Source organism: Kribbella sp. NBC_00709, from assembly GCF_036226565.1.
Classification (GTDB): Bacteria; Actinomycetota; Actinomycetes; order Propionibacteriales; family Kribbellaceae; genus Kribbella.
This window is the reverse complement of record NZ_CP108996.1, coordinates 1,511,467-1,531,189: the sequence shown is the minus strand read 5'-3', so window position 1 is coordinate 1,531,189 and position 19,723 is coordinate 1,511,467. Positions and strand designations below refer to the sequence as shown.

The 19,723-nt window shown below is 68.8% G+C and carries 14 protein-coding genes; 12 read left to right on the top strand and 2 right to left on the bottom strand.

Going from position 1 to position 19,723, the window contains the following annotated elements; genetic code table 11:
- Nucleotides 1-2 precede the first annotated feature (2 nt).
- The 10 genes from OHA18_RS07455 to OHA18_RS07410 all read left to right on the top strand — a co-directional run bounded on the left by OHA18_RS07455 (nt 3) and on the right by OHA18_RS07410 (nt 12,784).
- Nucleotides 3-812, top strand: a complete 810-nt coding sequence (locus OHA18_RS07455) for an ABC transporter ATP-binding protein (RefSeq protein ID WP_329003050.1) — start codon at nt 3-5, stop codon at nt 810-812.
- Nucleotides 813-821: 9 nt separating this feature from the next.
- Nucleotides 822-1,796, top strand: coding sequence for a pyridoxal-phosphate dependent enzyme (locus OHA18_RS07450; RefSeq protein WP_329003049.1), 975 nt, complete (start codon nt 822-824; stop codon nt 1,794-1,796).
- Nucleotides 1,797-1,977: 181 nt separating this feature from the next.
- A complete protein-coding gene (locus OHA18_RS07445) occupies nt 1,978-2,766 on the top strand; it encodes a COG4280 domain-containing protein (RefSeq protein ID WP_329003047.1) in 789 nt (262 codons plus the stop codon).
- Entirely contained in the window at nt 2,763-2,981 is a 219-nt protein-coding gene (locus tag OHA18_RS07440; protein ID WP_329003046.1) for a hypothetical protein, read from the top strand. The genes OHA18_RS07445 and OHA18_RS07440 overlap by 4 nt, the downstream gene beginning before the upstream one ends.
- A 105-nt stretch (nt 2,982-3,086) precedes the next feature.
- Nucleotides 3,087-4,538, top strand: a complete 1,452-nt coding sequence (locus OHA18_RS07435) for a TldD/PmbA family protein (protein ID WP_329003045.1) — start codon at nt 3,087-3,089, stop codon at nt 4,536-4,538.
- Nucleotides 4,535-5,857, top strand: coding sequence for a metallopeptidase TldD-related protein (locus OHA18_RS07430; protein WP_329003044.1), 1,323 nt, complete (start codon nt 4,535-4,537; stop codon nt 5,855-5,857). Before OHA18_RS07435 ends, OHA18_RS07430 begins: the two co-directional genes overlap by 4 nt.
- Before the next feature lie 69 nt (nt 5,858-5,926).
- Nucleotides 5,927-6,616: an MBL fold metallo-hydrolase gene (locus OHA18_RS07425; protein ID WP_329003043.1), complete on the top strand. Its 690-nt coding sequence runs from the start codon at nt 5,927-5,929 to the stop codon at nt 6,614-6,616.
- Nucleotides 6,617-6,631: 15 nt separating this feature from the next.
- Nucleotides 6,632-8,878, top strand: a complete 2,247-nt coding sequence (locus OHA18_RS07420; protein ID WP_329003042.1) for an aminotransferase class III-fold pyridoxal phosphate-dependent enzyme — start codon at nt 6,632-6,634, stop codon at nt 8,876-8,878.
- Nucleotides 8,879-8,899: 21 nt separating this feature from the next.
- On the top strand, nt 8,900-9,805 hold the full coding sequence (locus OHA18_RS07415; protein WP_329003040.1) for a MurR/RpiR family transcriptional regulator: 906 nt from the start codon (nt 8,900-8,902) through the stop codon (nt 9,803-9,805).
- Nucleotides 9,806-9,868: 63 nt separating this feature from the next.
- Nucleotides 9,869-12,784, top strand: a complete 2,916-nt coding sequence (locus OHA18_RS07410; protein ID WP_329003039.1) for an aminotransferase — start codon at nt 9,869-9,871, stop codon at nt 12,782-12,784.
- Nucleotides 12,785-13,109: 325 nt separating this feature from the next.
- Here the strand turns inward: OHA18_RS07410 and OHA18_RS07405 are convergent, their stop codons facing one another.
- A complete protein-coding gene (locus tag OHA18_RS07405) occupies nt 13,110-16,040 on the bottom strand; it encodes an aminotransferase class III-fold pyridoxal phosphate-dependent enzyme (RefSeq protein WP_329003037.1) in 2,931 nt (976 codons plus the stop codon).
- Between the two features lie 59 nt (nt 16,041-16,099).
- Here OHA18_RS07405 and OHA18_RS07400 point away from each other — a divergent pair, with 59 nt between their 5' ends.
- On the top strand, nt 16,100-16,804 hold the full coding sequence (locus OHA18_RS07400; RefSeq protein WP_329003035.1) for a GntR family transcriptional regulator: 705 nt from the start codon (nt 16,100-16,102) through the stop codon (nt 16,802-16,804).
- Between the two features lie 3 nt (nt 16,805-16,807).
- Here the strand turns inward: OHA18_RS07400 and OHA18_RS07395 are convergent, their stop codons facing one another.
- Nucleotides 16,808-17,902, bottom strand: a complete 1,095-nt coding sequence (locus OHA18_RS07395; RefSeq protein ID WP_329003034.1) for a C45 family peptidase — start codon at nt 17,900-17,902, stop codon at nt 16,808-16,810.
- A gap of 127 nt (nt 17,903-18,029) precedes the next feature.
- Here OHA18_RS07395 and OHA18_RS07390 point away from each other — a divergent pair, with 127 nt between their 5' ends.
- The gene (locus tag OHA18_RS07390; RefSeq protein ID WP_329003033.1) at nt 18,030-19,721 is read left to right on the top strand and encodes an amidohydrolase; all 1,692 of its coding nucleotides are present in this window, start codon (nt 18,030-18,032) and stop codon (nt 19,719-19,721) included.
- The last annotated feature ends 2 nt before the right edge of the window (nt 19,722-19,723 follow it).

Below are 19,723 nucleotides of genomic sequence, written 5' to 3'. Positions count from 1 at the left end.
CCATGCGACTGCAGGCTGAAGGCGTCGAACTGGCGTACGACCGCGCGGTCATCGCCAAGAACCTGACGTTGACCATCCCGGACGGGAAGGTCAGCGTGCTGATCGGACCGAACGGTTCGGGTAAGAGCACGGCGTTGCGCGCCCTCGCGCGGCTGCTGCCACCGGCCAAGGGGCAGGTGGTCCTGGACGGCAAGTCGATCCACGACACTCCCACCAAGGAGGTGGCGCGGCTGCTGGCGATCCTGCCGCAGGTGCTGATCACGCCGGAGTCGATCTCGGTCGAGGACCTGGTCTGGTTCGGCCGGCATCCGCACCGGACATCGCTCAAGGTGCCGAGCGCGGAGGACAAGGACGCGGTCGAGTGGGCACTGAAGGTGACCCAGACGGCGGAGCTCCGGCACCAGCACGTCGATCAGCTGTCCGGCGGTCAGCGGCAGCGGGTCTGGATCGCGCTGTGCCTCGCGCAGGGTACCGATCTGATCCTGCTCGACGAGCCCACGACGTACCTCGATGTCGCCTACCAGCTCGAGGTGCTGGACCTGCTGCACCAGCTCAACCAGGAGCAGGGCAAGACGGTCGCGATGGTGCTGCACGACTTCAACATGGCGGCGGAGTACGCCGACCATGTGTTCGTGATGAAGTCCGGCGCGCTGGTCACCCAGGGTCCGCCGGAGGAGGTGTTCACCTGCGACATCATCCGCGACGTGTTCGGGGTGGAGTCGAAGGTGGTGCCGCATCCCGTGAGTGGTAAACCGATGTGTATCCCGCTGCGCGCCGGTCTCCGGGCGCAGCTGTCCGTGGCCACCGGATAGGAGTACTGCATGACGTTGAGTCCCGCGGAGATCGCCGAGCGGTCCGAGGCGGTCGCACCGAGGCTGCGCGAGCATCTGCCGCCGACGCCGTTCGTCCGGTACGACGCGTTCAGCGACGAGGTCGGCGCCCACGTGCTGGTGAAGAGCGAGCACCTGCAGCGCACCGGCTCGTTCAAGGCGCGCGGTTCGATGGCGAAGATCCTCACGCTCACCGACGAGCAGCGAGCGGCCGGCGTGGTGACCGCGTCGACCGGGAACCACGGTCTCGGTGTCGGCAACGCGCTGGCGACGCTCGGTGGGCACGGCATCGTGTACCTGCCGGAGAACGCGTCGCCCAGCAAGGTGGCCGCACTTCGCCGGTTCGGCCTCGAGATTCGGGCCGAGGGCAACGATTCTGGCGTGCTCGAGCCGAAGGCCCGCGCGTACGCCGCGGAGCACGACCTGACCTATGTTCCGCCGTACAACGACCCGGATGTGGTGGCGGGCCAAGGCACGGTCGCGGTGGAGATCCTCGAGCAGTTGGCCGGCGAACCGCTCGACGCGGTCGTGGTCGCGGTCGGTGGTGGCGGATTGATCAGCGGGATCGCGTCGGTGCTCAAGAAGCACCTGCCGGAGATCCGCGTGTACGGCGCCTCGCCGGTGCGCGACGACGCGATGGCGGCGTCGGTGCGGGCCGGCGAGATCGTCCTGGTCGACGCCCAGTCGACGCTGTCGGACGGTACGGCGGGCAGCGTCGAGCCGGGGAGTATCACGTTCGACCTGTGCCGGGAGCTCGTCGACGAGTGGGTGCTGGTGAGCGAGGACGCGATCAGTGCCGGACTGCGGATGGTGATCGACACCGAGCACCAGCTGATCGAGGGTTCGGCCGCGATGGCGTTCGCCGCGGTGCGTGAACGGCGGGCCGAACTCGCCGGGAAACGCGTCGCGGTGGTGTCGTGTGGTGGCAACATTTCCAGTAAGACCCTGGCGGCCGCTCTGGCCTAGAACTTTTCCGGGCACCCTCCCAGGCCGAGGCACCCGAGACGACTCCCTGATCGTCTCGGGTGCTTCGGCCTGTCCTCGTTTTGCGAGGCTTTCGCCGGATCCCGTCCTGTTGACACGTCTAGAACAACGTAACTATCGTTACGTGCAGCATATGTTTCATCCAGACGTGAGGATGTGAGTGATGGACGCGGCAACTTCGGCGTTGATCATCGCGACGTTCGTCGCGTGCTTCGTGGAGATGGTCGAAGCGACCACGATCGTGATGGCAATGGGGTACACCCGGAGCTGGCGATCGGCGCTGACCGGAACCTTCGCGGCACTCGGCGTACTCGCGGTGGTGACGCTGGCCGCCGGGTACGCCCTGGCGACCTGGCTCCCGGAGTCGGCACTACAGCTCGCGATCGGCGGCCTGCTGCTGATCTTCGGGCTGCAGTGGTTGCGGAAGGCGATCCTGCGCTCGTCGGGCCGCAAGGCGGTCCACGACGAGGACGCGATCTACCGCGAGGAGGTGGAGGCGGCCAAGGCGGCCGGCGAGGCCAAGCAGGGCCTGGACATGTTCGCCTTCATGGTGTCGTTCAAGGGTGTGTTCCTGGAGGGCATGGAGGTGGTGTTCATCGTGCTCACCTTCGGCCTGAACGCGAACAACATCCCGGCGGCCGGCGTCGGCGCGGCCGCGGCGGTGGTGATCGTGCTCGGTATCGCGATCGCGCTCCGGCGACCGCTGTCGATGATCAACGAGAACCTGTTGAAGTACGGCGTGGGCCTGCTGCTCGCGTCGTTCGGGACGTACTGGGCGGTCGAGGGCATCGGCATCTTCCGCGACGGCCGGGAGAGCCTCGGCTGGCCGGGTCACGACCTGATGATCCTGGCCCTGGTGGCGGCCTGGTTCCTGCTCAGCCGGATCTTCGTCACCGCGCTGCGCAAGCCGGCTGTCCCGGCGGCGGCGGTTCCTGTGGAGGTGCAGAAATGAAGTTCCTCAAGTCCTTCGGGGCGTTCTGGTACGACTTCATCATCGGTGACGACTGGAAGATCGCGGTCGCCGTCGTGCTGTCGCTGGCGATCTTGCTGGCGGCCATGCTCTCCGGAGCATTCAGCGACACCGTGCTGACGGTGTTCGGCGGCGTGCTGATCATCGTCGCGTTCAGCATCAGCCTGGCGATCGACGTCCGCCCGAAACGGCGATGAGTGCCGCCTCACCGGCTCTGTAGTGGAGATGACGTCTTCACTAAATCTCGTAGTGAATGCTACAGTGCTGGTGAGGCGCTCATCCCCACCATGCGGAGGTTCCAGATGCGTGACACCGCCGAAATCGTGCTCGGGCTACTGCCGCCGGACGTCAAGTACGGCGACATCCGGGTGATCCGGCGTACCCACGAGCAGGTGCTCGTCGAACTCGACGGTCCGGGCGAGGTGAACTACGACGACTCCCTCGGCCTCGGCCTGCGGGTGCTGATCGACGGCCAGTGGGGCTTCGCGGCGACCCACCGGCTCGACCCGCAGGGCCTCGACGCGGTCGTCGCCCAGGCGGTCGGCCAGGCCCGCGCGACCGGAGGCGGCGGCCACGTCGTCCTCGGGACGCCGGTCACCACCCGCGACACCTGGTCGTCGCCGATGGACGTCGACCCGTTCACCGTGCCGCTGTCGACCAAGCTCGACCTGCTGGCCGCCACCGTGAAGGAGGCGGCGACGGCCGGTCCGCTGGTCCAGCAGATCGAGGCGTCGATGGACTTCTACCGCGACGAGAAGGTGTTCGCGAACACCGAGGGCGCGCTGATCGAGCAGACGCTGACCGAGAGCGGCGGCGGCCTGATGGTCAACGCCGGCGACGGGAACGACGTCCAGCGCCGGTCGTTCCCGCAAGGCGTACCGCGGCAGATCCGCGGGCAGCGCGGTGACTTCGCGACCGCCGGCTTCGAGCACGTGCTGTCGCTCGGCCTGGTGGAGAACGCGGCCCGGGTCGCGGCCGAGGCGGTAGAGCTGCTGTCGGCCCCGCAGTGCCCGGACGAGGTCACCACGCTGGTTGCTGGCAGCAACCAATTGGCGATGGTGCTGCACGAGTGCGCCGGCCACCCGATGGAGGCGGACCGGGCGCTCGGGACCGAGGCCAGCCTGGCCGGCGGGACGTACGCGACCCCGGAGCGCCGCGGCAACTTCCGGTGGGGTACGCCGATCGTCTCGGCGTACGCCGACGCGACGATCCCGGGCGCGCTCGGATCCTTCAAGTACGACGACGAGGGCACGCCGTCGCAGCGCACCCAACTGGTGAAGGACGGCATCTTCCTCGGCTACATGTCGAGCCGCGAGTACGCCGGTGCGCTCGGGCTGGAGTCGACGGGTCAGGCCCGCGCCGACGGCTGGCAGCGGCTGCCGCTGGTGCGGATGACGAACATCTGCCTGGAGCCGGGGGAGTCCTCGCTCGCGGAGATGATCGACGGCACCAAGCGCGGCATCCTGGTCGACATCAACCGCGGCTTCTCGATCGACGACCAGCGGATGAACTTCCGGTTCCAGACCGAGATCGGCTGGGAGATCAAGGACGGCAAGGTCGGCCGGATGCTGAAGAACTGTACGTACCAGAGCGACACCCCGACCTTCTGGGGGAGTCTCGACGCGCTCGGTGGACCGTCCGAGTGGAGGGTGCACGGCGTCCCGTCGTGCAACAAGGGTGAACCGCTGCAAGTGGCCCATGTCGGCCACGGGACCGTGCCCGGCCGCTTCCGGAATGTGCAGGTGGGACGATGAGCATCAACCAGTCCGACGTCGAGCAGGCGCTGGCGATCCTCGGTGCGGGCACGCGGCTCGACATCCTCGGCGAGAACGCGGACCTGCTCCGGTACGCCGAGTCCGAGATCACCGCGCAGCACAGCGAACGGCGGCTGCGCGTCCGGGCCCGCATCAACCGCAACGGCCGCTCGGTCGCCGGCTCCCTGGAGACGCTCGACCCGGTTGCCGTCCGGGCGCTGGCCGACCGCCTGCAGGCTGCTCTGGGTGAGCTCCCTCCCGGCACCTCGGAAGCCGCACCGGCTGCCGATCACTCCGCGGCTACCCCAGATATCCCTGCCGCTTCGTCGGTCCTCGAGTCGGACCCGGCCGTCCGCCACCAGTGGTTCAAGACCGTGCGCGACGGCCTCGACTCCGCCGCCATGCTCGGCGGCGCGATCCGGTACGACGTACTCGATCGCGTCGTCGCGGACTCGACCGGACTGTTCCGCGCCGAGACGTTGACGAAGGCATCGATCCAGGCCATCGCCAAGCAGGACGGGAAGTCCGCCAGCGTGCGGATCATGCACCGTGACGCCGACCAGATCCCGGTTTCGGAGATCCCCGATCGACTCCGGGAGGCACTCCGCCCGCTCCCGCAGGTGGAAGCACACCACGGGACGTGCCGGGTGCTCCTGAAGCCCCAGGCGGCCAACGCGCTGATCGCCACCTACGGTTACGCGGTCCTCGGCGCGAACGCCTACGCGACCGGTCGGTCCGCGGTCTCTGGCCGGCTCGGCGAGAAGGTGGCAAGCGAACTGATCACGCTGGTCGACGACGGTTGCGATCCGGACGGTCTGCCGAGCGGATTCGATGCCGAGGGCAACGTCCGGCGCAGGACCCCGCTGCTCGAGAACGGCGTGCTGGTCGGCGTCGTGTCCGATCAGCGGCGCGCCGGCCTGACCGGCGGGGTGCCGACCGGTCACGCCGTACCCGATGGGTGGCGTTTCGGTGGGGATCCGGTGCCGTCGCATCTGCTGCTCGAGGCGGGTGAGTCGACGGAGGACGAGCTGCTGGCCGAGTGCGGTAGCGGGCTGGTGGTGAACCGGCTCGACTATCTGCGGGTCCTGCATCCGAAGGAGACGCTGGTGACCGGTACGACGCGCGATGCGACGTACTGGGCCGAGGACGGGAAGATCGTCGGCTGGCACCCGCAGATGCGGTTCACGTTCCGGATGGAGGACGTGATGAACGCGGTCATCGGCGTCGGCGCGGTGCGGGAGCGGTGTGACCAGACGTTCATGGAGAGCGTCGTCGTACCGTCCCTGCTGATCGACGCCGGACCACTCACCCTCCCCTGATCCAGCAGCGCCCCGCGTGTACGTGCTCAAGTCCGCGGGGCGCTGCTGCTCCACTCCCGAGGACGTTGCATGCCAGCGGTGACACAGATCCTGTCCGGCCATTTACTCACGTCGTCGCAGGGCAATCCGGCGTTCTGCTCTGTCTTGCTGGTGGAGAGCGCCGGGCGCCTGGCGCTCTTCGACACGGGCCACGCCGGGCGGCGACGGTACCTGCTGGAGGGGTTGTCGGCGTACGGCGTGACACCTGGCGACATCGAGAAGCTGGTGATCTCACACGGCCACTGGGACCACGTCCAGAACGCCGACCTCTTCCCGTCGGCCGAGGTCCTGATCCATCCGCTGGAGCTCCGCAACCTCGAGAACCCACCGGCCCGCGACCTGGGCACGCCCCGCTGGGCCCGGGCGATCCTTGCGGACCTCAACGTCCACGAGGTCGTCGAGGACGACGAGATCCTCCCCGGCGTCCACATCCTCGACCTGCCTGGGCACACCCCAGGCTCGATCGGCCTACTGATCCACACCGAGCCGGGCCTGCGCGTGGTGCTCGCGGCGGACGCCGTGCCGACGCTGACTGTGCTCGGGGCGGGCCGGGCCGGCGGCCGGCCGTATGACCGGGCGCGGGCCGATGCGGCCGTCGCCCGGGTCGCCGCCTGCGCGGATGTCGTGTATCCAGGGCATGACCGCATGCTGCGACGTACCGCGGAAGGCGGCTTCGAATACGCCGTGGACGCGACCCCGCTGACGTTCCGCGTCCCCTGACCGAAGGAGCCCGCCGTGGAGCAGACCCCCAGCATGGTCGCCGACCCACCCACCATCGACGCCCCGACCGCCACACAGCTCCTGCTGACCGAGTACGGCGTCGACGCCAAGCTCAGGGACCTGCGCAGCGAGCGCGACCGCAACTTCCTCGCCGAGTGCGCGGACGGCGAACGCCTGGTACTCAAGGTCTCGAACTCGGGCGACGACGCCGGCCAGATCGCGATGGAGTGCGCCGCGATGCGCCACGTGGCCGAGGTCGATCCTGGGCTCCCGATCCCGCGGCTGCTGATGACGGGCGACGGCCGGCCGACAACCACCTGGCTGTCGGCCGACGGCCGGTCTCACCTCGTCCGCGTTCTCTCCGTGGTGTCCGGTCAGGACGCGGATCTGGTCAAGCTGCCCGCATGGTTCGCGGATCAGTTCGGTGCGGTGTGCGGTCGGCTGGCTCGGGCTCTCCAGGGCTTCGGGCATCCCGCGGCGTACCGGCGACTGGACTGGGATCCGCGGCACGTGAGCAGCCTGGGACGGTACGTCGACCAGGTGCCCGACGAGCCTCGCCGGGACGTACTCCGCGCGCTCGTCCACCGCTTCGAAGGACTCGAGAACACGACCCGCGGGCTGCCGGCCTCGGTCTTCCACGGCGACGTGACGTTGAGCAACGTGCTGATCGACGACGCGGCCGTCACCGGCGTGATCGACTTCGGCGACATGCACCACACCGCCCGCGTCGCCGACCTCGCCATCAGCCTGACCTCACTACTGCGCGAGTCGACGGACCTCTGGGCGGACGCTCGCCAATTCCTCGACGCCTACCAGCGGGTCCTGCCGCTGGACCCGGCCGAGGTGGATGTGCTCGGCGAGCTCGTGGTGGCGCGATCGCTCGCGAGCATCCTGATCTCGGCCTGGCGCGCACCGCTCTACCCCGACAACGAGGAGTATCTGACCAGCCTGGTGGCGGGTAGCTGGAACATCCTCGACGAGCTCGCGCCGCTCGACCCCACCGCCCTGAGCCAGCACTTCCACCGCCTGTGCGGCACCTCCCGGATCACCTCTGTTACTGGTCCCGACTTGCTCGAGCGAAGGAAAGCAGTGCTCGGCGGAGACCTGTCCCCGCTCTTCTACCGGGAGCCGTTGGAGGTGGTGCGGGCGGCGGGCGCCTGGATCCACACCGCGGACGGGCGCCGGTACTTGGATGCCTACAACAACGTTCCGGTGGTCGGGCATGCGCATCCAGCGGTCGTGCAGGCGATCTCGCGGCAGGCCGCCGTACTCAACACCCACTCGCGCTACCTGCACCCGAACGTGGTCGAGCTGGCAGAGCGGTTGATCGGCACCATGCCGGTCGGACTCGACACAGTCGTGTTCGCCAACTCGGGCAGTGAGGTGAACGATCTCGCCTGGCGGATGGCGCGGGTGGTGACCGGTCGCGGGGGTGCGATCGCCGCCGACCTGTCGTATCACGGGGTCAGCGAGGCCACGGCGGCCTTCTCGACGAACACCTACCCACCGTCCGCCCGGCCGGCGCACGTCGCGGTCTTCGAGGCGCCTCGCAGTACGGACGACGACGCGACCGCGGCGGTGCAACGCGTGCAGGCCGCGCGCGAGGAGCTGCGACGCGCCGGGCATGATGTCGCGTTGCTCGCGGTCGACAGCGTCTTCAGCAGCGCGGGCATCCTGACCCCGCGGGACGACTTCATGCGCGGTCTGCAGGACGCAGTCCGCGGCGCCGGCGGATTGTTCCTCGCGGACGAGGTGCAGGCCGGCTTCGGGCGGGGCGGACAGAACCTCTGGCGCTTCCAGGACTTCGGCCTCACGCCGGACTTCGTCACCCTCGGCAAGCCGATGGGCAACGGTCATCCGGTCGCCGCGCTGATCACTCGCCATGACATCGCGGCCGAGTTCACCAAGGTCGACGAGTACTTCAGCACCTTCGGCGGCAACCCGGTCTCCTGCGTCGCGGCCCTCACCGTGCTGGACGTGATCGAGGAGTCCGACCTGGTCCGCCGTTCCGGCGAGGTCGGCGCCCTGCTGCGCAAGGGTTTGCAGGGGTTGGTGCCCGATCGCGCGGTCCGCGGGCAGGGCCTGATGGTCGGGGTCGAGCTGCCCGGCGCCGTCGAGTTCGCCGAGCGGCTCCGGGAGTACGGCGTACTGGTCGGGACCACCGGACCTGGCGGGGGAGTGCTCAAGATCCGCCCGCCGCTGATCTGGACACCGGAGCACGTCGACCACTTCCTCGGAGCGTTCGCCGCCGCGTTGGAGTGAGCTCCGCGTATCATCCATTACATGGTTGGATCTCGCGTTACAGCTGGTGACGGATCGGCTGATCGGTACGCCGACGTGATCGGGGAGTTGCGACGGCGGATCCGGGAGCACTGGGAAGGTTTCTCGCCGGCCGCCCGCGCCGTGTGCCGGGCGTTGTCGGAGCGGTCGGCCGAGCAGCTGGTTTTCGTGTCCGCGCTGGAGCTCGGCGCCGAGACGAAGACCAGTAACGCGACCGTGGTGCGGACGATCCAGGCGCTGGGGTACTCCGGGCTCGCGGAGTTGAAGGCCAAGCTGGCCGAGCCGTTCGCCGGGGCCCGGCTCGAGCAACGGACGCGGCGGCGGATGGACTCGGCCGGAAGCGACGTGAGCGAGGTCTGGGGGCACGTTCTGACCGAGACCGGCGAGCGGATCGACCAGCTGCGACAGGCGTTCGAGGGGGAGTCGTACGAGCATGCCGTACGGCTGCTTCTCGAAGCACAGCAGGTGATTGCGTACGGTTTCGGCGCGCAGACCGCCGCGGCCGAGCACCTGCATCTCAAGCTCGGGCGGATGGGGCACCGGTCGCGGTACATCGGGTCGAGCGGGTTCCGGCTGGCCGACGATCTGCTCGGGATCGAGTCCGGCGATGTCGTGGTTCTGTTCGCGCCCTCGCGGTTGACGACGGACGTCGAGGTCCTGATCGAGCAGTGTCGCGCGGCCGCCGTACCGACTGTTCTGGTGACCGAGGATGTGGGCGGTCAGATGGCTGGTGAGGTGACCGTTGCGCTGCTCGCGCCGACGACGCCGACCGGGCTGACGACAGAGCTGCTGACATCGCTAGTGGTGGCAGACGTACTGGCGCAGTGCGTGGCGGCGTCGGATGTCGAGCGGACGGTCAACTCGTCGCACCGGCTCGCGACGCTGCGTGAGGAGCTGGGCTTCAGCTGATCGCGCGTTGCCGTCGGGATTGTGATCCTGCTACATTGGTCACCAATCTTGGAGGGTATGCGCATGACCCAGGCCTTCGATTTCTTCGACCAGGCGGCGCTGCCGAGCCCCCGCATCTCTCCGGCTGAAGCAGCCCGCTTCGTCCGGGACCGGTACGGCGTGGACGGCACAGCCACCGAACTAGGCAGCCAGCAGGACGCCAACTTCCTCATCGAGACGCCCGCGGGACTGCGGTTCGTGCTGAAGGTGTCGAATCCTGCGTTCACGGTTGCGGACCTGGCGGCTCAGGACGCTGCGGCTGCGCACATCGCGCAGTGCGAGCCGGATCTGCATGTTCCCGTCGGGTTGCCGGGGGGCGACGGGACCTCGGTCCAGACCGTCGAGGTGGACGGTCGGCCGGCAGCGGCTCGGTTGGTGACGTATGTCGACGGCGATGTGTTGAGCGCCAACGGGTACCTTGCGCCCTCGGTGGTGGGTGCGCTGGGAGAGTTGGCCGGGCGGACGAGTCGGGCGTTGGCGTCCTTCGACGGGAGCGTTCCGACGCGGGAGTTGCAGTGGGACCTGCAGCATGCTGAGGAAGTCGTCGAGCGCCTGGCGGAGTACGTGTCGGTGCCCGGTGGCGCGGAGGCAGCGCGGGCCGCGGCGGCTGCGGCGGGACGGGCGTTGGATGCCGTTCGCGATCGGCTGCCGGTGCAGGTGATTCACGGTGATCTGACCGATGACAACGTGGTGGCGGTGCCGGGCGCAGACGGCCGTTCGGAGCCGATCGGGGTCATCGACTTCGGCGATCTCATGCAGAGCTGGGCGATCGCGGAAGCAGCCGTCACGTGTTCGTCGGTCCTGCAGTACGCGAACGGACCCGCCGCGATCCTTCCCGCGATCCGTGCGTACGACCGGATCCGGCCGATCTCCGACGATGAACTCCAGGCCCTGTGGCCACTCGTCGTACTCCGCGCCGCGTCCCTGATGGTCAGCGGTCACCACCAAGCAGCCATCGACCCCGGCAACAAGTACGCCGCGGGGAACCTCACCCGAGAATGGTGCATCTTCGAACAGGCAACGTCCGTACCGCTCGAGGTGATGACGGGGCTGATCCGCACCGCGATCCGGGCCGGTGCTCCAACGCCGGCGCTGACGGGTCATCCGCTGCTCGCCGCTGGTACCAAGCCAGTTCGGCTGGACCTGTCAACCACCAGCCCTGAGCTGCACAACGGAGCATTTCTGGGCGATCAGGCGGAGCTGAAGCCGGCCGCGTCCGTGCTCGCACGCACCGGCGGGTCTGTTGCCTACGTCCCGTTCCTCCAACCGCGGCTGACTCGTACGCAGCTGAACTCGTACGACGCTCCCGAAACAGCCGCTCTGGGCATCGATCTGTTCGCGCAGGAATCCCTTGAACTGCGGGCACCGTGGGATGCGATCGTCGAGCAGCGCGGGGATTCGGTGGGGCTGCACGCCGCCGACGGCCTGACGCTGTGGCTGAGCGGTCCCCAGTTGAAGCCGGCGCCCGGGGTTGCCGTTGAAGCGGGTGCCGTGTTCGGCCGGCTGGAACATGCGGACGATGTGTCGACGCTGCGACTGCAGGTGACTCGTAAGACCGCGGGCGGTGGGTTGCTGCCGTTCTTCGTCACGCCGGAGCTTGCCGAGGGGTGGGCGGTTGTTTGCCCTGATCCGACTGGGCTGGTGGATCCGGAGTACGGCGGGGAGCCGGTCGAGGATGATCTGCTGGCTCGGCGGGAATCGGCGTTCGCGACCGTGCAGGAGCACTACTACGAGGCGCCGCCCCAGATCGAGCGGGGGTGGCGGCAGCATCTGTTCGATACGGAGGGGCGCGCGTACCTCGACATGGTGAACAACGTCGCGATCCTCGGGCACGGGCATCCGCGGCTATGTGACGCCGTGGACCAGCAGTGGCGACTGCTCAACACCAACTCGCGCTTCCACTACGAAGCTGTGGTCGAGTTCTCGGAGCGCCTGGCAGCCACGTTGCCGGAGCCGCTCGACACTGTCTTCCTGGTGAACAGCGGCACCGAAGCGGTCGACCTCGCCCTGCGCCTGGCCTGGGCGAACACCGGTCGCCGCGACGTCGTCACCCTGCGAGAGGCGTACCACGGCTGGTCCGACGCGACCGACGCCGTCTCCACCTCCGTCGCCGACAACCCCAATGCCCTCGAGAGCCGGCCGCCGTGGGTGCACCCGGTCGCCGCGCCGAACTCCTACCGTGGCCAGTACCGCGGCGACGAAGCCTTCCGGTACGCCGAAGACGCCGTCAAAGCTATCGCGTCCGGCCCGCCACCCGCCGCGTTCCTCTCCGAGTCGTACTACGGGAACGCCGGCGGCATGGCTCTCCCGGACCGGTACCTCGATCACATCTACCAGGCCACCCGCGAAGCCGGTGGACTGTGCATCGCCGACGAGGTCCAGGTCGGGTACGGACGGCTCGGCAACTGGTTCTGGGGCTTCGAGCAACAAAACGTCGTACCCGATATCGTCACCGTCGCGAAGGCGATGGGTAACGGGCACCCGCTCGGTGCGGTCATCACCACCCGCGCGATCGCCGACGGCTACCGCAGTCAGGGCTACTTCTTCTCGTCAGCCGGCGGCAGCCCGGTCAGCAGCATCGTCGGTCTGACCGTTCTCGACGTACTCCGGGACGAAGAACTGCAGCAGAACGCCAGAGTCGTCGGGGATCACCTGCGGCAGCGACTGGTCGAGCTGTCCGAGCGGCATCCGATCATCGGCGCCGTCCACGGCCACGGCCTCTACCTCGGCGCCGAACTGGTCCGCAACCGCGAAACCCGCGAGCCCGCCGCCGCCGAAACCGCCGCCATCTGCGAGCGGATGCGCGAACTCGGCGTCATCATGCAACCAACCTCGGACCGCCTCTGCGTCCTGAAGATCAAGCCGCCACTCGGGATCACCACCGCCGACGCCGACTACTTCGCCGACACCCTCGACCAAGTCCTCACCGAAGGCTGGTAGAGAAACAAGCGGGAGTGGGAGCGTGGCCGGGGTCGGTACGCGCCCTCGGTCCCTGCCGACTCGAGATGGGCGTGCGACCCCCAGTGCCTGGTGCTGTTCCGAGGTTCGGCTCACGGTCCGCGGCTCGCGGTCCGCGGCTCGCGGTCCGCCGCCCGCAGGGGCCGGTCGTGCTGGTCCGTCTGAGGGGTCAACCCCTGAGTTGGCCGGTTGTCCCCCTGGTATGCCAGCGGTCAAGCGGCCCTCTCGGGGGTTAACCCATGCCGTTGCGGTGGGCCGGGCGGCCGGGCGGCGTGGCCGAGAGGTGGGGCTCAGGGCTGGCTCTGGGTTACCAGTCTCGGTGGAGGACCTCGTCGAGGACTGTGGTGAAGAGGGTGGCGTCGTCGGGGGTGAAGGTCATGGGGGGTTTGATTTTCAGGACGTTGCCGTCGGGGCCGGTTGGGTAGACGATCACGCCTTCGTCCTTCATCAGTTCGCTGACCAGGAACGCCTCGGGGCCGGCCGGTTCCTGCGTCTCGCGGTCCCGGACCAGTTCGAGGCCGAGGTACAACCCGTGCCCGCGGACGTCTCCGATCAGCGGATGGTCGAGGCCGCTCAGCAGCTGGTGGAAGTGCCGGCCGGTCTCGGCGGCGCCCTCCTGCAGGCCCTGCGCCACGATCTCGTCGAGTACGGCGGTGCCGATCGCACACGAGACGGGATTGCCGCCGAACGTGTTGAAGTACTTCATCCCGGTGTCGAACGCGTCCGCGATCGCCCGCGTCGTCACCACCGCGGCCATCGGATGACCGTTCCCGATCGGCTTGCCCATCGTCACGATGTCCGGCACCACCCCCTGGCTCTGGAACCCCCAGAACGTGTCCCCGAACCGCCCGAACCCGACCTGCACCTCGTCCGCGATGCACAACCCGCCCTCCGCGCGCACAGCCGCGAACGCCTCGGCGAGATACCCGTCCGGATAGAAGATGCTGCCCGCGGTCCCCATCGCCGACTCCGCGATGAACGCCGCCGCCGGCGTCCCCGCATCCGCCAGCCGGCGCACGTTCCGCCGTAGGTCGTCCGCGTAGCCGGCGCCCGCATCGGCATCGCCGTACCGCAGGCGGCCGCGATAGAGGTTGGGCTGCTCCACCTCGTGTGTCGTCGGATCCGGCCCGGTGCCGCCTGGACCTTTGTACCGGTTGGGGCTCAACCCGGTGACCACCGAGGTGTTCCCGTGATAGGCGCCGTCGACAACCAGTACGTCGCGCCGCCCGGTCACCTGGCGCGCCATCCGGATTGCGAGGTCGTTCGCCTCGCTGCCGCTGCACACCAGGAACACGACCTCCAGCGGATCCGGCAGCAGGGCGATCAGCCGTTCCGTGTACTCCGCGATGCCCGGATAGAGGAACCTGCTGTTCGTGTTCAGCTGCCGCAGTTGCGTGGCAGCGGCCGCGACGACCCGCGGATTCCCGTGCCCCACATGACTCACGTTGTTGATCGCGTCGAGGTAGCTCCGCCCGAACTCGTCGAACAGCCAGGCCCCGCGTCCGCCGACCAACGTCATCGGACGGTCGTAGTACGAGCGTTGCGAACGAGCGACATGCCGCTCGCGCGTCGCGAGCACCCGGCCCGTACGCCCAGCAACCTCTACCTCGGACCTCCATTCCTCGCCGAGACCGAGGAACCCGGCCGGATCGGGCGACACCCGCGCCCACGCGGACGCCTCCGACGGTGGCACCAGCACCCGCTCGGCGAGCAACGCCGTCTCGAGCGACCGGAACAACGTCACGTGCAACGCCGACGGCGCCCAGTCCGAACGCCCGGTCGCGGTGTCGCCGATCAGCTCACCCGGCCCGACCGTCTCGCCCTGGCGCAACGACGAACTCAACCCCGTCCACCGCGACCAGATCGTCTCGGCTCCGGCGCGCTCGTGCCGCAGAACCAGGAACGGTCCGTACGCCAACCCGTCGACCGCGGTACGACGACCGCGCCGTTCGACGACCGCTGCCAGCGGAGAAAGCACCCGGAACGACTCGCCCGCCTTGATCTCCACGCCCAGCCGCAGCGTCGTCGCCTCACCGCCCTCGGTCGACCGGCGCGCCGACGTACCCGCGTCCGCGCACAGATGCCGGCCGACCCGGGCCGATCCGGGCAGGTTGCCGCTGCTGACCTCGTAGGCGGGCTCGAAGGGGATGAAATCGAGGTGCGGAAGCGCCGTGCGCGCCCCGGGGACCTCCAGAACCGCAGGGGATTCCAACGGGCGACCGGCCGCCTCGCGGAAGACCAGTTCGGCCAGCTCCGGCGAGGTTGCCGCGAGCAACGAGATTGTCGGCCAGGTGTGCTTCATCCGCTCGTGCCCGTAGGCGTTCCCGGTCTCGGCGTACCGCTTCGTCCAGGTCACCGCGTTCACGCACAACCGCGCTGCGGCCAGTGGATAGAGGACGGCCAGCTCTGCGTCCGTCAGTTCGAGCACCGAGGCGTACCCGCGAATGACCGCGGCAGCCGCGCTCAACGGATTCGCCTTCCGCAACATCGCGTAGGCGACGGCGACCGCCAGCTCGCTGATCCGCGCGCTGTGCAGGGCGTCGGCGAAGTCGAGTACAGCGTGCACGTGATGCCGGCCGTCGGGTCCACGGTGGGCAAGGACATTGAAGTCGTTCAGATCGTGATGCACGACCGCGGCCGGCAGTTCGGCGGCGTGCTGCTTCATCGCCCGCTCGAACCACGCGACGATCCGGCGCACCTCCGCTAGCTTGCCGCGGTCCTCGACCGCGGCGATCCCGTCGGCGATCGACTCCGGCGCGCGCCGCAGATCCCAATGATGCGTGACGTTCCCGGGTCGAGGAGGTGCGTCCTCGAGCGCCTGGACCATGCGGGCCGCGGTGGTGCCGAGCTCTTCCAGCAGACTGTGCGACGGGGTGTCGAGCTCCGACAACGTGACTCCCGGAAGCCACGACTGCACAGTGACAAGCCGCCCGGGGGAGTGGGCGGCGGTTGCGATCGTGTCGCCGTTCTTGGCGGTGAGCATCGTCGGCACTTGCACTGGATCGATCGCCCGAGCCAACGCGACCAGCTCGTGCTGCCAACGGAGCAGGTCGGGATCGGCATCGGGTGGGGCAACCTTCACGACGACGCGAGAGCCGTCCTGCAGATCCACCGCGACGTTCTGACCGAGCTCACCGCCCAGTGACGAGACAGCCGTCGCCTCCAGACCGAACTCGGTGGCGAGTACGTCGGTCAGGACAGCGGAACTCCACTCGGCAGCGACAGGAACCGAAGCCACAGCAATCACGCACCTTCGCTACATTGGTGACCAAGAGAACAGGTGAGGGAGGAACCGACATGCCGGTGACCGGACGGATTCCGGCGTTGAGTCGGGGGACGACGGCCGAGGAGGTCGCGTCGGTTCTGCGCGAGATGATCATGTCCGGCGCGCTGATGCCGGGGGCGCAGTTGCGCGAGGAGACCCTGGCCGAACAGTTCGACGTCTCCCGCCGGACGGTCAAGGACGCGCTCGGTGTGCTCGGCCGCGAGCGGATCGTGCGGCACTACCGGCACCGGGGCTCGCGGGTGGTGCTGTTCTCCGAGGAAGACATCCGGGACCTCTATCGGGTACGCCGTACCCTCGAAGGCTCGGCCGCCCGCCGGGCCGAGGACCTGACCGACGCCGACCTGCGAGGTCTCGGCGAGGCGTTCGCCGCGCTGACGGCCGCGACCAGGGCCGGCGACGCAGCCGAGATCGTCCGCGCCGATCTCGCCTTCCACCAGGCTGTGGTCGGCCTGAACGGCAGCCCGCGGGTGGACGAGTTCTTCGCCGGCGTCGCCGTCGAGATGCGCTATGCCTTGTCGATCCTCGAATCCACCTACCAGGAGTCGTCCCGGCGCCCGGCCGCCGCGCTGACCGAGCACGGGAACATCCTGGCCGCCTTCCAGAAGCGCGACGCGGACCGGGCGGCCCGGCTGCTCGAGCAGCATGCCGACGCGAACGAGGAACTGCTGGTCACCGCGATCGGCAACCTCGACGTGACCGAGTTCGGCGCGCACTGATCCTCACCCGTAGAGGTTGAACGGGATCAGTTCATAGGGGTGCTCGCACGGCGGCCCGCCGGTGACGAAGTACTCGCCGGTCGTCAGGTCCACACAGCTCGACAGGGTCGTCGACCACTGCTCGACCGCGGGCAGTCGGTCGTCCGGGTGCGCGCAGAGCGAGTCCGGGTGACCGAGGTGGTCCGACATCGCCGTGTGGATGGCGGTCCGGACGTCCTCAGACTTCTCGGCCACCGCCGCCTTCGCGAGACCCCGCCGGGCGCGCGGCACGCGGATCAGCGAGTCCGGCGAGACGAGCTTCTGCTCGGCCTGTGCGAGCACCTGGTAATGGTTGCCGTGGACAAGCAATCCGTCGGTGCCGTACTCCCAGCCGTGCCCGGCCGGTGTGGTCTCGACGTCGATCGTGAACCCGTCGCGATGGGTGAGCAGCGCGTTGCTGGCGATGTGCGCCTTCGTCCAGGTCAGGACCTTGAGCGCGTCCGCGACGTTCGGCGCGTCCAGCATCGCGCGGCGGATCACGGTCTGCGGCATCCCGATCGCGTCGTCGAAGCGCCCGCCGAGACCGTTCGCGTTGACCGCGAGACCGGTCGAGTTCGCGCCGTGCCGGCCGATCTGGCCGGCCTCGACCTGCATGATCAGCGTGGGCTTCGGCGGCTGGACGACCCGCAGTACGACGACGGTCCTGCGGATCAGCTCGCGCCAGTCCCAGTTCTGTCCGGCGTACACGTGGCCGTCGCCGGCGGCGCGCTCGGTGAGCGAGAACGACGTACAGCCGTCGGTGTCCTCGGGGGCCTGCGGGAACCAGTTGTCGTAGATGATCTCGCCGCGGCAGTTCAGCGCCATGATCTCGGCGAGCCGGACGCCGGCGCCTTCCGCGACGCCGGCCATCTCCTCGAGCAGTTCGGGGAAGTCGCGCTCGACGAGCCGCTGCCAGGGTTGCGTCTGCTCGAGGACCTGCGTCCAGTCCAGCCCGGCCTGATGGGCGAACCCGTCCCGGTAGTACTCGATCGCCTCGGCGATCAGATCGGCGGCCGCGGACCCGTACTGCACTCCACGGTCGTGTGCCGACGGACTCGACACCTCGATGACTCTCGGCACCACGGCCTCCCTGGCTGAGCGACCTACGCAGCATCGCAGATCATTGACTCAATCATGTAACGCACATTACCGTCGTGTCCAGTTCTGTATCGCTGGATCAGTCCCGATCGCCCGAGGAGCCGCCGGAATGTCCACCCCTGCCTTCGATCACGCCGACCTGATCCTGTTCGGCGGCACCGTCTGGACCGGCGACCCGGAGTACCCGCTCGCCTCCGCCGTCGCGGTGGCCGGCGACCGGATCGCGCGGGTCGGCGACGACCGCGACGTCCTCGCGCTGGCCGGACCGGGGACGCGGACAGTCGACCTCGACGGCCGGATGCTCTGCCCGGGCTTCATCGACGCGCACACGCACTTCGAGAACGCGGCCGACTGGCACTTCCAGGTCGCGCTCACCGACGTCAACGATCACGCGACCCTCGCCCAGCGGGTCACGGTCGTCGCCGACCGGGTCCCGGCCGGGATCTGGATCACCGGGGGAGACCTCGGCGACTTCGCGTCGACCCAGCCGTCACCGCCCGCGCTGCTCGAGCCGCGGCTGGCCGAGATCGACGCGCTGACCCCGGACAACCCGCTGCTGATCCGGCGCGCCGACCACCAGTACTTCGCCAACTCCAAGGCGTTCGAGGTCGCGAAGATCGATCGCGACACCCCGGACCTGCGCGGCGGCCGCTACGGCCGGGACGCCGACGGCGAGCTCAACGGCATGCTCTACGGACAGGCCGGCGAGTTCATGCACCGACTCGTCACGCCGGTCTCACTCGCCCAGAAACGGATCGGCGCCCAGGCCGTGATGAATCGCCTGAACGCGTTGGGCATCACCTCGATCCACGACATCGCCAGGCTGCCCGAGGTCACCGAAGCCGTCGTACCGCCGGTGTTCCTGGAGCGCAGCTTCTCGAACGCGGGCATCTTCCAGAGCCTCGAGGAGAACGGCGAGCTGACGGTCCGCGTGTACGCGTTCCTGCCGCTGGACACCTTCGAGGAGCTCGCCGGCCACGGCATCACGCCGGGCAGCGGCGGCGAGTGGCTGCGGTACGGCGCATTGAAGATCTTCATCGACAGCGGTGCGATGCTCCCGCCGTTCGACGCCGCGAACGCGCCGGGCACCGGCCTGACCGACGGCTGGTCGTACCGGTTCGTGGGCGTCGAGCGGTTGACCGAGCTGATCGTCGCCGGCGACGCGGCCGGGTTCGACATCGGCGTCCACGTCCAGGGCGATCGCGGCATCCGGATCGCGATCGACGCCTTCGAGTTCGCCGCGTCGAAGAACGGCGAACGGAACCGGCGGCATCGCCTGATCCACGCCTGGCACGTCGCGGCCGAGGACTTCCGGCGCGCGGGTGAGCTCGGCCTGGTCGCCGATGTGACGTCGGATCATCTGCTGCACTACTCCGGCGGCGTCGACGCCGCGCTCGGCGAGGAGCGCGGCGGGCTGGCGTTCGCGTGGCGGCGGATGATCGACAGTCACCTCACGGTCAACCTGGTGTCCGACCTGCCGGGTGCGTACAACAAGTCGCATGTCGCCGAGATCGATCCGCTGCGGAACATGTATGTCGCGATCACCCGCGGCTTCCACCCGGAGCAGGCGATCAGCATCGACGAGGCGCTGACGGCGTACACGGTCAACCCGGCGTACTCCGCACGCGAGGAGGAGCTGAAGGGCAGCATCACGCCCGGCAAGCTCGCGGATCTCGTCGTGCTCAGCGAGAACGTCCTCGGCTCCGATCCCGAGATGCTGCTGAAGGCCGTCGTCGAGCAGACCTATCTCGGCGGCCGGCTGGTGTACGCCGCCGACGCGTCGCAGCTTGCACTAGCCTGAGG

Bases quoted from the DNA above. Each gene is read 5' to 3' on its own strand.
- OHA18_RS07390 (WP_329003033.1), top strand. From the start codon at position 18,030: ATGTCCACCCCTGCCTTCGATCACGCCGACCTGATCCTGTTCGGCGGC.
- OHA18_RS07445 (WP_329003047.1), top strand. From the start codon at position 1,978: ATGGACGCGGCAACTTCGGCGTTGATCATCGCGACGTTCGTCGCGTGC.
- OHA18_RS07455 (WP_329003050.1), top strand. From the start codon at position 3: ATGCGACTGCAGGCTGAAGGCGTCGAACTGGCGTACGACCGCGCGGTC.
- OHA18_RS07430 (WP_329003044.1), top strand. From the start codon at position 4,535: ATGAGCATCAACCAGTCCGACGTCGAGCAGGCGCTGGCGATCCTCGGT.
- OHA18_RS07450 (WP_329003049.1), top strand. From the start codon at position 822: ATGACGTTGAGTCCCGCGGAGATCGCCGAGCGGTCCGAGGCGGTCGCA.
- OHA18_RS07415 (WP_329003040.1), top strand. From the start codon at position 8,900: ATGGTTGGATCTCGCGTTACAGCTGGTGACGGATCGGCTGATCGGTAC.
- OHA18_RS07435 (WP_329003045.1), top strand. From the start codon at position 3,087: ATGCGTGACACCGCCGAAATCGTGCTCGGGCTACTGCCGCCGGACGTC.
- OHA18_RS07440 (WP_329003046.1), top strand. From the start codon at position 2,763: ATGAAGTTCCTCAAGTCCTTCGGGGCGTTCTGGTACGACTTCATCATC.
- OHA18_RS07400 (WP_329003035.1), top strand. From the start codon at position 16,100: ATGCCGGTGACCGGACGGATTCCGGCGTTGAGTCGGGGGACGACGGCC.
- OHA18_RS07410 (WP_329003039.1), top strand. From the start codon at position 9,869: ATGACCCAGGCCTTCGATTTCTTCGACCAGGCGGCGCTGCCGAGCCCC.
- OHA18_RS07425 (WP_329003043.1), top strand. From the start codon at position 5,927: ATGCCAGCGGTGACACAGATCCTGTCCGGCCATTTACTCACGTCGTCG.